10 protein-coding genes and 1 pseudogene are annotated in these 12,278 nt (G+C 67.0%); 6 read left to right on the forward strand and 5 right to left on the reverse strand.

The genetic code is table 11. The annotated features are described in order from the left end of the window. Nucleotides 1–157 precede the first annotated feature (157 nt). The 5 genes from H5395_RS16635 to H5395_RS16655 all read right to left on the reverse strand — a co-directional run bounded on the left by H5395_RS16635 (nucleotide 158) and on the right by H5395_RS16655 (nucleotide 4,842). Complete coding sequence (locus H5395_RS16635) at nucleotides 158–997, reverse strand: hypothetical protein (protein ID WP_182793660.1); 840 nt, start codon at nucleotides 995–997, stop codon at nucleotides 158–160. After that, complete coding sequence (locus H5395_RS16640) at nucleotides 957–1,232, reverse strand: hypothetical protein (protein WP_182793661.1); 276 nt, start codon at nucleotides 1,230–1,232, stop codon at nucleotides 957–959. The genes H5395_RS16635 and H5395_RS16640 overlap by 41 nt, the downstream gene beginning before the upstream one ends. A gap of 648 nt (nucleotides 1,233–1,880) precedes the next feature. After that, complete coding sequence (locus H5395_RS16645; RefSeq protein ID WP_255440767.1) at nucleotides 1,881–3,122, reverse strand: glycerate kinase; 1,242 nt, start codon at nucleotides 3,120–3,122, stop codon at nucleotides 1,881–1,883. A gap of 17 nt (nucleotides 3,123–3,139) precedes the next feature. Beyond that, entirely contained in the window at nucleotides 3,140–4,114 is a 975-nt protein-coding gene (locus H5395_RS16650) for a CoA ester lyase (protein WP_182793663.1), read from the reverse strand. A 128-nt stretch (nucleotides 4,115–4,242) separates the two neighbouring features. Beyond that, on the reverse strand, nucleotides 4,243–4,842 hold the full coding sequence (locus tag H5395_RS16655) for a response regulator transcription factor (RefSeq protein WP_370576493.1): 600 nt from the start codon (nucleotides 4,840–4,842) through the stop codon (nucleotides 4,243–4,245). A gap of 202 nt (nucleotides 4,843–5,044) precedes the next feature. On the opposite strand from H5395_RS16655, the gene H5395_RS16660 reads away from it, so the two are divergent. The 6 genes and pseudogenes from H5395_RS16660 to glyA form a co-directional block, all read left to right on the forward strand. Beyond that, nucleotides 5,045–6,292 carry an aminotransferase class V-fold PLP-dependent enzyme gene (locus H5395_RS16660; RefSeq protein ID WP_182793665.1) on the forward strand — a complete coding sequence of 416 codons (1,248 nt, stop codon included), beginning with the start codon at nucleotides 5,045–5,047 and terminating at the stop codon, nucleotides 6,290–6,292. A gap of 25 nt (nucleotides 6,293–6,317) precedes the next feature. Next, nucleotides 6,318–7,514: a malate--CoA ligase subunit beta gene (locus tag H5395_RS16665; protein WP_182793666.1), complete on the forward strand. Its 1,197-nt coding sequence runs from the start codon at nucleotides 6,318–6,320 to the stop codon at nucleotides 7,512–7,514. Further along, on the forward strand, nucleotides 7,514–8,395 hold the full coding sequence (gene sucD / locus H5395_RS16670; protein WP_182793667.1) for a succinate--CoA ligase subunit alpha: 882 nt from the start codon (nucleotides 7,514–7,516) through the stop codon (nucleotides 8,393–8,395). The genes H5395_RS16665 and sucD overlap by 1 nt, the downstream gene beginning before the upstream one ends. Before the next feature lie 13 nt (nucleotides 8,396–8,408). Continuing rightward, a complete protein-coding gene (locus H5395_RS16675; protein ID WP_182793668.1) occupies nucleotides 8,409–9,380 on the forward strand; it encodes a D-glycerate dehydrogenase in 972 nt (323 codons plus the stop codon). Continuing rightward, nucleotides 9,380–12,037 (forward strand): phosphoenolpyruvate carboxylase, encoded by a 2,658-nt coding sequence (locus H5395_RS16680; protein ID WP_182793669.1) that lies wholly within the window; start codon nucleotides 9,380–9,382, stop codon nucleotides 12,035–12,037. Before H5395_RS16675 ends, H5395_RS16680 begins: the two co-directional genes overlap by 1 nt. Nucleotides 12,038–12,055: 18 nt before the next feature. Next, nucleotides 12,056–12,278 (forward strand): annotated as a pseudogene (glyA, locus tag H5395_RS16685) (serine hydroxymethyltransferase); the annotation flags it as partial.

A 12,278-nucleotide genomic window follows, 5' to 3' on the forward strand; every position in this document is an offset into this window, starting at 1 on the left:
TTGGAGGACTAGAGACGCGTGAGAAGGTAGTAGCCGTCACCTTTCGATTCACCTTACGGCTCACTGAATCTGGTGTCCACTTGAACCGTTCTAGCCGTCATTCTGGCTAGCTAAGTATATAGACCCCTTCTTCAAGCTGTCATCCGGCCCGCAGCAATCACATCAATAGATTAGAAGCGGTTTGCAAACTGGATTCTTGCTTGGAAGCCTCTGACGCTGCCCATCTTTCAACACATCCGCCAGCGCGCACCGGAAACGATCGGCCTTGGCAGAGCGGCCATTTCCGGGCCGCTCGCGTGTTCAGTGGCGGCCCTGCTGGACCAGCGGCCTGCGGTGTTGGGAATGGCGCATGGCTAGCTTCCGTCCCATCCGACCCGAGGCAAGGAAGCGCGCCCTCTGCGACATGGTCGAGATCCCCGAGTCGGGGCAACAGCGCGAAGTTCTCGTCCTGTGCCGCCCGGCCGACCGCCAGATCCTCGACGGCGACAAGGCCGCGCCCGGTCTCGATCAGCGTTCCGCGCCTGAAGCGGGAAACTTCGTTCGGAGGCTCGTCCGGATCGACGGCGCCGGGGAAGGTGAAGGTATCGGTTGCGCCGTTCAGGAAGGCGCCGGAATTCTCGCGGTAAAGGGCATACTGTTCCTGCGTCATCCCGATGCAGAGGTCGACCTGGTTGAGGGCGCTGCCATTCACGAGGTTCAGAGAGCCGTCTGAATAGGAAGCCTCGCGCAGGGTGTTCACCCCGCCAATCCCTTGGCCGTCGATCGGGATCACCAGCCTGTCGCCAGGACCGATCTCGTCGATGGTCAGGGAGGCGCTTGCGAGGATTCCGATGGCAGGCCGCACGTCGGTGAATGTCCCCGGACCGCTTCCCGAGAAGGCGATGGTCGTTTCGTTCAGCAGGTCTGTCAGTACGGAGGCCACGTCGAGAGTGCCGGCATCCAGGGTGAAACTGCTTTCACCGTCGATGATCACTGTGCGGTCGGTGAGCAGGCGCACATCCGGCAGCCCGGCATCGATGCTCAGGTCGGCGCCCCCCGGTCGCAACGGTATAGCTGCCGCTGAGAGCATTGACGCCCAGCACGCGCGTGAGGTCGCCGTCGCCGTCGCCATGGTAAACGACGGTATCGGCGCTGAGCACGCCGGCATTTACGAGGTCGGTGTTCGGCGATCTGGTCATTGCGTCAACATAGGAGACATTCTCTTGCGCAAGGGCGAGGTCGATGAGCGCCATGTTTTTTCCTTACAGGGACAAGGATCAGGCGCTCGGTTGCTCTGCAGTCCTGCGGGGGCGTCACGCATGGTATGGGCGGCATGGGAACCTCCTGACAGAATGCCTGCAAGCAGGCGATTCGAAGGCGGTAGGTGATTCAAGCCACTAAAGTCAGGCATTTTTGAATCTGGGGTTGCAGTATCCTTGCAGCTCTCGCCTTGATTTTCTGCTGCCGGATTTGGCCTGTATGCAACCTGTTAGTGCGAGATGCTGCAACGTGGTCCGGAACCGCTCCGTCGCTGAGGCTGCGCTTGGCCGCCGCTTGTTTGACAGGTTGCTGAAGAACCCGACCCTGACGTGGTTTCGAGGACATGGTTCACTCTTACCGCTGCGCTTGCAGGATGAGGATGCGCGGGATGGACGAGGCGACGGGGGCGCTGTTCAGAAATGTTGGTCCTGAGGGGGCGCACCGCCCTCGGGGTAGAGGAGGGATGAGACGACGCGAACTTCATCGCCATTCCCAGCACGCCTGCGTTACCTGCACGTCGCCCGGCAGGCGAGGCAGCGGCACTTTTCAAAGGACAGTTCACGCGTGCCGGTTCGAGGCAGTGGTCACCCTGCCATGATGCGTTTTCTGCAAATCCCGCCGGTGGCTGGCAGGGTCCGGGATCAGGCCAGCAGCAGCACCTGAACGTCGGCGACGTTGGTGCCGGTCGCGCCGGCGATCAGCAGGTCGCCCGCAGCCCCCAGCGCCGCGTGGCTGTCGTTGTTGGCCAGCAGGGCCGCGGCATCCCGGCCCGCGGTCCCGATGCGCCCGATGGTGCCGCCATCGACCAGCCCGCCCGCGGCATCGGTCGGGCCGTCCCGGCCATCGGTCCCGCCGCTGAGAAAGACCCAGGGACGCCGCCAGTCACGGCCCAGCATGGCCAGCCGCAGCGCCAGTTCCTGGTTGCGCCCGCCGCGGCCCGTTCCCCGCAGCGTGACGGTGGTTTCGCCGCCAAAGACAAGGACTTCGGGGCGGCCGGGGGCGGCCTGCGCGGCGGCCTGCGCGATCCGCGCGGCGGCCTCGCCCACGTCGCCGGTCAGCCGGTCGCTGACGATGCGGGCCTCCCATCCCTGCGGGACCGCCGCGGGGATGGCGGCAAGCGAGATCTCGTTGCTGCCGATCAGGTAATTCTCTGCCACGGGCGCAGGGGGGGACTCGTTTCCTTCTTCCAGAAGCGCCGTCACCGCGGGGGGCAGCCGGTCCAGAAGCCCCTGCCGGGCCAGCAGCGCCAAGGCATCCCCAGGCGTGCCGAGCGGGGCGACGGTCGGGCCGCTGGCGATGGCGCCGAGGTCGTTGCCGATCACGTCCGACAGGATCAGCGCCCGGACCGGGGCCGGGGCGGCATGGCGCAGGAAGCCGCCGCCCTTGAGGTCGGAGAGTTGCTGGCGGATCAGGTTGACCTGCCCGATGTCCAGCCCGCTGGCCAGAAGCAGCCGGTTCACCTGCTGCTTGTCGGCCAAGGTCAGCGGCGGGCGCGGCGCGGGCACCAGCGCCGAGCCGCCGCCCGAGATCAGCGCATAGACCCGGTCCTGCGCCCCTGCCCCGTCCAGCAGCGCGATGATCTGCTGCCCGGCGCGCAGCCCGGCCTCGTCCGGCTCGGGGTGGCTGGCGGTCAGGACGCGGGCGCCGGGAATGTCCCGGCCGTTGCCGTAATGCGTGACCGCCAGCGCCTCGGTCGGGCCGGAGACATGGCCCATCGCCTCGGGCAGCATGGCGGGGGCGGCCTTGCCGATGGCGATCAGGATGTTGCGACCCCCCGCCGGAAGTTCGGCGGGGGGATGGCTGTCGAAATGCCGGCGCACGGCCAGGGCGGGATCGGCCGCGCGGACGGCCTCATCGTAAAGCTTCCGCGCTAGGGCGCGCATCTCGGCAATCCTCGGTGTCATGCAGCGATCTGCCGGGCCTTCTGGACCAGCACCTCGGCCTGGCGGATCGAGGCATAGTCGATCAGCCGCCCGTCCAGCGAGACCGCGCCCTTGCCCGCGGCCTCGGCCTCGGCCATCGCGGCGAGGATCTTCTGGGCGCGCTCGACCTCGGCGTCCGAGGGACTCATCACCTCGTTGGCCAGCGCGATCTGGCTGGGATGGATCGCCCACTTGCCCTCGCAGCCCAGCACGGCGGCGCGATAGGCGGCCGCCTTGTAGCCCTCGGGGTCCGAGAAGTCGCCGAAGGGGCCATCGATCGGACGCAACCCGTTGGCGCGGGCGGCGACGACCATCCGCGACAGCGCATAGTGCCACATGTCGCCCCAATGGACATGGCGGGCGCCGTCCGCGTCCTTGTCGGTCAGGACCGAGTAGTTCTCGTTCACGCCGCCGATGATGGTGGTGCGGGCGCGGGTGCTTGCGGCATAGTCGGCCACGCCGAAATGCAGGCTTTCGTTGCGCCTGGACGCCGCGGCGATCTCGCTGATATTCTGCATTCCCAGCGCGGTCTCGATGATGTGCTCGAAGCCGATGCGCTTCTTGTAGCCCTTGGCGTCCTCGACCTGCGTGACCAGCATGTCCACGGCATAGACATCGGCGGCGGTGCCGACCTTGGGGATCATGATCAGGTCCAGCCGCTCGCCGGCCTGTTCGACCACATCCACCACGTCCCGATACATGTAATGGGTATCGAGCCCGTTGATTCGCAGCGACATGGTCTTCTTGCCCCAGTCGATCTCGTTCAGGGCCTTGATGATGTTCTTGCGCGCCTGCGCCTTTTCATCCGGCGCCACCGCGTCTTCGAGGTCGAGAAAGACCACGTCCGCCTCGGACGCGGCGGCCTTTTCGAACATCGCGGGCTGGCTGCCCGGCACGGCGAGTTCGCTGCGGTTCAGGCGGGCGGGGGCCTGTTCGATGGGATGGAAGCTCATGGCTCATGCTCCTGCTGATTGTCGGGGGGATGGGCGCAGGAAGGGCGGAATATTGTTTCCTGTCAATCAACAAAACTTACGGAAAGTTACGCCAATGGTCGTATGTGCGCCTGAACCTGCCCTGCAACTCATGGGTTTTGCTTCTGTTTGCTGGAATAGTAATAGGCGATCGCCTGCGCCCTGCTGCGGACCGAAAGCTTGTCGTAAAGGTTCGACAGGTGGAACTTGACGGTGTTGGCTGAGATTCCAAGCTCTTTCGACAGCTCGCGGTTGGTCAGCCCCCGCGACAGGGCTTCCAGCATGTCGGCTTCGCGCCGTGACAGGGTCTGCAGCAGGTTGTTCTGCAGGTCGCGCACGTCGAGATAGGGGAAGACCATCTTGCCCTGCGCCACCGCAAGGCAGGTGTCGAGCAGCATCCCGACCGCACCGCTGCGCGGCACGAAGCCCGCAGCCCCCGCGGCCAGCGCGCCCAGATGCGACTCGCTCGCCTGGTCGCCATAGACGACGATCCGGGGCGCGGACGGCTCGTCGCGCAACTGCTCCATCAGCCGCGCGCCGCCCATGGCGGGCAGGTTCCATTCGATGATGCCCACCTGCGCCGGAATCCGCGTCGCGGTGGCTAGAAATCCCTCGGCCGTGGCCGAGGTGGTCAGCAGCGAGAATCGGGCATCGCGCTCGAAGACTTCCGACAGGGCGGACAGCACCAGCGGGTTGCTGTCGGCAAGGATGATCGAAATCGCGCGTTCGGAACTTTCGACAGTGCGTATGGCGAATCCCTCCTCCTGAAAGGCAGGATCACATACCCCTGCCCGTTCGGGTGGGAAACCGCCCACCCATTTAGATACCTGACTGCAACATAATCTTACGTTGTGGGAAGGGTCCAGAACGTCTTTCCTGATGAGCAAGAAATGTTCACCTGAAGGAAAGATCATGGCTGAAGTCGCAATCTTCCCGCAACTCGAGATCCCGGACACCATCGCGGCGGGACCCGGACCCGGCAACACCGATGCGCGCGTGCTGAAACGCTTTGCCAGCGCGGGGATGGCCGATCACATGCAGGCCGATGTCCTGCGCGGCATGATCGAATCCAAGCTGATGCTGCGCGAGGTCATGGGCACGAAGAACGTCCATACCTTCGGCGTGGCCGGAACCGGGTGGAGCGGGCTGGACTGCCTGTTCAGCGCGGTGATGCCGGGCGACAAGGTGGTGGTCTTCGCCAACGGCACATTCTCCGGCATCGACGGGCTGACCCTGCGGATGAAGGCCGCGACCGCCGAGGAACTGGCCGCGAACCCGATGGACCCGCAGCCGGCCTCGGTCAGGATCGTGGCCGTGCCCCATGGCCAGTCCGTGACCGCCGAGACCGTCGAGGCTGCGCTGGCCGAACACAAGCCGAAATGGGCCGCCATGGCGCATTGGGAAACCGGATCGGGCCGGATCAACGACCTGCGCGGATTCTCGGACGCCTGCGAGAAGCATGGCGTGATGGGGCTGATCGACGCGGTCTCGTCCCTTGGCGTCGAGGATTTCCGCATCGATGACTATCCCGGCGTGGCCGGCTGGGCCTCCTGTCCGCAGAAGGGCATCTGCTGCCTGCCGCTGACCTATGCGCCGGTGTCCTTCACCGACCGCTATATCGACAACCTGCGCCGGACGGGCTGCCGGACCTTCGTGCATCACCCGATCCTCGAGGCGCGGCACTGGGGCATCATCGACGGCCGCGATGTCGAGAAGGGCACCTATCACCGCACCCACAGTGCCTATGCGGTCGCGGCCTTCCACGAGGCGCTGCGCATCACCCTGCAGCAGACCGTGGCCGGGCGCGCCCGCGCCTATGCCTTCCACGAGGCGGCGCTGCGCGACGCGGTCGAAGCGATGGGCTGCAAGGTCACGTCCAACATGACCTCGCTGGTGGTGCTGAACCTGCCCGAAAAGCTCGCGGGCCGCGAGGCGGAGCTGGTGCAGGCCTGCCGCGCCGCGGGCTTCGGCATCTGGCCCACGCTGTCCGAGCCGGTCCAGGTCCGCATCGGCATCCTGAACCTGCTGAACCAGAATGCCATCACCGACATCGTGACGCGCTTTGCCGCGGCCATGCGGAAGATGGGCGCCGACATCGACATGGGCCGGGTCAACGACCGTCTCGAACAGCATTACCAGACGATGGTCGCGGCCGAGTAACGGCGCCACGGGGGAGGAGACCCAGATGGACATCCATGAATATCAGGCCAAGGAGATCCTGAGCGACTTCGGCGTGGGCATCCCGCAGGGCGCCCTTGCCTACAGCCCCGAGCAGGCGACCTACCGCGCCCGCGAGATGGGCGGCGACCGCTGGGTGGTGAAGGCGCAGGTCCATGCCGGCGGACGCGGCAAGGCGGGGGGCGTCAAGCTCTGCGGCAGCGACACCGAGATCCAGGAGGTGACCGAGGCCATGTTCGGCCAGAAGCTGGTTACCCACCAGACCGGGCCCGAGGGCAAGGGCATCTACCGCGTCTATGTCGAGGCTGCGGTCCCGATCGCGCGGGAAATCTACCTGGGCTTCGTGCTGGACCGCGCCAGCCAGCGGGTGATGATCGTCGCCAGCGGCGAGGGCGGGATGGAGATCGAGGACATCTCGGCCCAGCGCCCCGACAGCATCGTGCGCGCCACGGTGGAACCCGCCGTCGGCCTGCAGGAATTCCAGTGCCGCGAGATCGCCTTCGCGCTGGGGATCAAGCCCGCGCTGATCCAGCAGATGGTCCGCACCCTGCTGGGCTGCTACCGCGCCTTCCGCGACCTCGACGCCACCATGGTCGAGGTGAACCCGCTGGTCGTCACCAGCGACGACCGCATCCTGGCGCTGGACGCCAAGATGACCTTCGACACCAACGCCCTGTTCCGCCATCCCCAGATTTCGGAACTGCGCGACAAGTCGCAGGAGGACCCGCGCGAATCCCGCGCCGCCGACCGCGGCCTGTCCTATGTCGGGCTGGACGGCAACATCGGCTGCATCGTCAACGGCGCCGGTCTTGCGATGGCGACGATGGACACGATCAAGCTGGCGGGGGGCGAGCCTGCGAACTTCCTCGACATTGGCGGCGGGGCCACGCCCGAGCGGGTGGCCAAGGCCTTCCGGCTGGTGATGTCGGACAAGAACGTGCAGGCGATCCTTGTCAACATCTTCGCAGGCATCAACCGCTGCGACTGGGTGGCCGAGGGGGTCGTCCGCGCCCTGCGCGACGAGCCGGTGGACGTGCCCGTCGTGGTCCGGCTGGCAGGCACCAACGTCAAGGAAGGCCAGCAGATCCTGGCGCAAAGCGGGTTGCCGCTGATCCGCGCCACCACCCTGATGGAAGCCGCCGAGCGCACCGTGATGGCATGGCGCGCCGACACCCACCGCAACCCCAAGCTGAAGGCCGTGTGATGAGCATTCTTCTTGATCGCGAAACCCGTGTGCTCGTTCAGGGCATCACCGGCAAGATGGCCCGCTTCCACACCCGCGAGATGCTGGACTACGGCACCAATGTCGTGGGCGGCGTGGTGCCCGGCAAGGGCGGCGAGACCGCCGAGGGCGTGCCGGTCTTCAACAGCATGAAGGAGGCGGTGGCCGAGACCGGCGCCGATGCGACGCTGGTCTTCGTGCCCCCGCCCGCCGCCGCCGACAGCATCATGGAGGCCGCGGACGCGGGCATCCGCTATTGCGTCTGCATCACCGACGGCATCCCGGCGCAGGACATGATCCGGGTCAAGCGCTACATGTACCGCTATCCCAAGGAACGGCGCATGATCCTGACCGGCCCCAACTGCGCGGGCACGATCAGCCCCGGCAAGGCCATGCTGGGGATCATGCCGGGCCATATCTACCTGCCCGGCCATGTCGGCATCGTCGGCCGCTCGGGCACGCTGGGCTATGAGGCGGCCGCGCAGCTCAAGGAACTCGGTCTCGGTGTCTCGACCAGCGTGGGGATCGGCGGCGACCCGATCAACGGCTCGTCCTTCCGCGACGTGATCGAGCATTTCGAGAAGGACGACGATACCCACGCCATCTGCCTGATCGGCGAGATCGGCGGCCCGCAGGAAGCCGAGGCCGCGGAATACATCCGCGACCATGTCAGCAAGCCGGTCATCGCCTATGTCGCGGGACTGACCGCGCCGAAGGGCCGGACCATGGGCCATGCCGGCGCGATCATCTCGGCCTTCGGCGAAAGCGCGTCCGAGAAGGTGGAAATCCTGGCGGCGGCCGGGGTGACGATGGCCGAGAACCCGGCCGTGATCGGGGCGACCATCGCCCGCGTCCTGCAGTAGAAAGGGCAAGACCATGGCAAGACCCCGAGTCCTCGTCACCCGCCGCTGGCCCGCAGCGGTCGAGGCGCGCCTGTCGGACATCTTCGACGTCCGGTTGAACACCGCCGACAGGCCCCTGACCCCCACGGATTTCCGGGCGGCCATCCGGGAATATGACGCGATCCTGCCGACGGTGACGGACAGGATCGGCGCGCCCGCGCTGGAATGCGACAGGCCACAGACGCGCATTCTGGCGAATTACGGCGTGGGCTACAGCCACATCGACCTGAACCGCGTGGGCCAGCACGGCATCGTCGTCACCAACACGCCCGACGTGCTGAGCGAATGCACGGCCGATCTGGCGATGACGCTGCTGCTGATGATCGCCCGCCGCGCCGGCGAGGGCGAGCGCGAGATCCGCGAAGGCCGCTGGACCGGCTGGCGGCCGACGCATCTGGTCGGCACCAAGGTCTCGGGCAAGACGCTGGGGATCGTGGGCTATGGCCGCATCGGCCAGGAAATGGCCCGCCGCGCCCATCACGGCTTCGGGATGAAGATCCTTGCCTACAACCGCAGCCCGGTCGCGCCCGAAATCCTGGCCCAGTGCAATGCGACCCAGGTGGACAGCATCGACGAGCTGATGCCGCTGTGCGACTTCGTTTCGCTGCATTGCCCGGGCGGGGCGCAGAACCGGCACCTGATCAACTCGGCCCGGCTGGCGCTGATGCGGCCCGGCGCCTTCCTCGTCAACACCGCGCGGGGCGAGGTGATCGACGAAGCCGCCCTGCTGCACGCGCTGTGGTTCGAGACCATCGGCGGGGCCGCGCTGGATGTCTTTGACGGAGAGCCCGACATCAACCCGCAACTGGTCGCCTCGGACCGGCTGGTGATGCTGCCGCATCTGGGCAGCGCCACGCGCGAGGCGCGCGAGGCCATGGGCTTCCGCGTCATCGACAACCTGCAGGACTTCTTCGCAGGGCGCGAACCGCGCGACCGGGTGAACTGATGCGGGCGGCGATGGTCGGCATGGCGCAGCCCGAGGATGCCGGCACCGGCTATGCCGACCGGCTGCGCGCCGAACTGGGCGGGCTGTGGCGCAACGTCATCGCCCGCCGCGCCCCCCGGGTCCTGCCCATGCTGCTGGGCGAGGACGGGAACCTGCCGGCGGGCGCGGACATGACCGCCTACCTGCAGGGGCTGGACATCTGGTTCCAGCTTCTGCGCATCATCGACGAGAACGCGGCGACCCGCAGCCGGCGGGTGGTCGAAACGAACGAAGGCGCCGCCGCCGTCGCGGGCAGCTTCGCCCGCGTGCTGTCCGCCGCGCCCGAGATGGCGCCAGACAATTTCCGCCGCGTCACGCGCCGGCTTTGCGTCGGTCCGACCCTGACCGCCCATCCGACCGAGGCCAAGCGCGTCACCGTGCTGGAAATCCACCGCCGCATCTACCGGGCGCTGGTGAACCTTGAAACCGACCGCTGGACCCCGCGCGAAAGGGAGGGGCTGCTGTCGGCCATCGAGGGCGAGATCGACCTGCTCTGGCTGACCGGCGAATTGCGCCGCCAGCGCCCCACGCCGTTGGACGAGATCGAATGGGGTCTGCAGTTCTTCCGCGACAGCCTGTTCGACGCCGCGCCCAACGTGCTGCGCCGGTTCCAGGAGGCGGTCGCCCCGCACCTCGGCCCCGAGGAGCACGGGGTTCCGCTGCTGCGCTTCCATTCCTGGATCGGCGGCGATCGCGACGGCAACCCCCATGTCACCGCCGAGACGACGGGCATCGCGCTGGCCGCCGGAAAGAAGGCGATCATCGCCCGTTACCTGCAGGGCCTGACGCTGGCGGTGCAGCGCCTGAGCATCAGCAGCGAGATTTCCGCCCTGCCGCAGGACGCCCGCGAGCTGCTGCACTCGGTGATCGAGGCCGCCCCCCTGCCCGATGAGGCCCGCCGCCGCAATCCCGGCGAAGTTTTCCGCCAGGCCATGAGCGCGATCCGGCATCGCATCATCGCCACGGCAGAGGACGGACCGGGCGCCTATCGGCATGTCCGCGACTTCATCGCCGAGCTTCGCAAGGTCGAGACGGCGCTGGCCATCATCGGGGCCGAGCGGCTGGGCCACCTGCTGGTGCGTCCGCTGCGCTGGCAGGCCGAGGTCTTCGGCTTCCGCACGGTGACGCTGGACGTGCGGCAGAATTCCTCGGTGACGACGCGGGCGCTGGCCGCGATCTGGTCGCAGGCCGGCCCCGCGCCGGAATACGGCACCGCCGAATGGTCGCGTCGGCTGCGGGCCGAACTGGGGCAGGCCGACCTGTCCGAGCCTGACCCCGGCTTTCTGGGCGATGAGGCGGCCGAACTGCTGACGCTGCTTCGCCTGATGCACCGGATGCGCTTCGGGGCCGATCCGCTGGCCGTGGGACCCTTCATCCTGTCGATGACGCGATCCTGCGACGACCTGCTGGGTGTGTTCCTGCTGGCGCGCTATGCCGGCTTCGGAACCGAGCGGCTGGACCTGCGCGTCGTGCCGCTGTTCGAGACCATTGCCGACCTGCGCGCCGCGCCCCAGATCCTCGACGAACTCCTGCGCGTCCCCCTGGCCCGCCGAAGCCTCGCGGCCGAACATCGGGTCGAGATCATGCTGGGCTATTCCGACAGCAACAAGGACGGCGGCTTCGTCTGCTCGACATGGGAGCTGGAAAAGGCCCAGCGCAGCATTGCCCGGACGCTGGCGCGCCACGGTCTGGCGCCAACCTTCTTCCACGGGCGGGGCGGATCGGTCAGCCGCGGGGGGGCGCCGACGGAACGCGCCATCGCCGCCCAGCCGCAGGGCACGATCGACGGCCAGTTGCGCACCACCGAACAGGGCGAGGTCGTGTCGTCGAAATTCGCCAATCGCGGCACGGCGGAATACCAGCTTGAACTGCTGGCATCATCCGTGATGGCGCAATCGCTGAAGACCGCGCCCGAGCCGGTCCGGCCCGAGTTCCACGACACGCTGGAAGCCCTGTCGGACATGTCCTTCACCGCCTACCGGGCGCTGCTGCACCGGCCGGGCTTCATCACCTATTTCACCCAAGCCAGCCCCGTTGAGGAACTGGCGCTGCTGAAGATGGGCTCGCGCCCGCCCCGGCGCTTCGGCGCGAACAGCCTTGACGACCTGCGCGCGATCCCCTGGGTCTTCGCCTGGTCGCAGAACCGGCATCTCATCACCGGCTGGTATGGCTTCGGCTCGGCCATCGGGACCTTCCGCCGCTTTCACCGCGACGAGGGCGATGCGCTTCTGCGCCGGATGTTCCAGCAGTCCCGCATCTTCCGCCTGATCGTGGACGAGGTCGAGAAATCGCTGTTCCATGCGAACATGGGGATCGCCGCGAAATATGCGGCGCTGGTGTCGGATGCGGCGGTCAGGCAGGACATCCTTGGCCGGATCACGCAGGAATACGACCGCAGCCGCTCGGCCGTAGCCTTTCTGAACGCAGGTCTCGACGTCGGCGGGCGCTTCACCAACATGGCGGCCCGGTTCGGCCATGTGCGCGCCGATCTGGACCGGGTCCATGACCTGCAGGTCAGGCTGTTGCGCGACAACCGCGCGCAGGCCGATACGAAGAATTCCATCGCGCTGATGCAGACGATGAACTGCATCTCGACCGCGCTTGGCTGGACCGGATAGCCGACAAGGAGACAAGGCATGAACCAACACCCGTTCCGATCGGGCTTCTTCACCGAGACCCTTTCGACCCGCGACCCTGCGATCTTTGACGCGATCCGGGGCGAGCTTGGGCGCCAGCGCGACGAGATCGAGCTGATCGCGTCCGAGAATATCGTCTCGCGCGCGGTGCTCGAGGCGCAGGGCTCAGTGATGACGAACAAATACGCCGAAGGCTATCCGGGCAAGCGCTACTACGGCGGCT

Source organism: Paracoccus sp. MC1854 (assembly GCF_014164635.1).
GTDB lineage: Bacteria > Pseudomonadota > Alphaproteobacteria > Rhodobacterales > Rhodobacteraceae > Paracoccus.

Excerpts from the sequence above, each read along its gene's own strand:
- H5395_RS16640 (WP_182793661.1), bottom strand. The coding sequence starts at position 1,232 with ATGGCGCTCATCGACCTCGCCCTTGCGCAAGAGAATGTCTCCTATGTT.
- H5395_RS16645 (WP_255440767.1), bottom strand. The coding sequence starts at position 3,122 with ATGCGCGCCCTAGCGCGGAAGCTTTACGATGAGGCCGTCCGCGCGGCC.
- H5395_RS16650 (WP_182793663.1), bottom strand. The coding sequence starts at position 4,114 with ATGAGCTTCCATCCCATCGAACAGGCCCCCGCCCGCCTGAACCGCAGC.
- H5395_RS16660 (WP_182793665.1), top strand. The coding sequence starts at position 5,045 with ATGGCTGAAGTCGCAATCTTCCCGCAACTCGAGATCCCGGACACCATC.
- H5395_RS16665 (WP_182793666.1), top strand. The coding sequence starts at position 6,318 with ATGGACATCCATGAATATCAGGCCAAGGAGATCCTGAGCGACTTCGGC.
- sucD (WP_182793667.1), top strand. The coding sequence starts at position 7,514 with ATGAGCATTCTTCTTGATCGCGAAACCCGTGTGCTCGTTCAGGGCATC.
- H5395_RS16675 (WP_182793668.1), top strand. The coding sequence starts at position 8,409 with ATGGCAAGACCCCGAGTCCTCGTCACCCGCCGCTGGCCCGCAGCGGTC.
- H5395_RS16680 (WP_182793669.1), top strand. The coding sequence starts at position 9,380 with ATGCGGGCGGCGATGGTCGGCATGGCGCAGCCCGAGGATGCCGGCACC.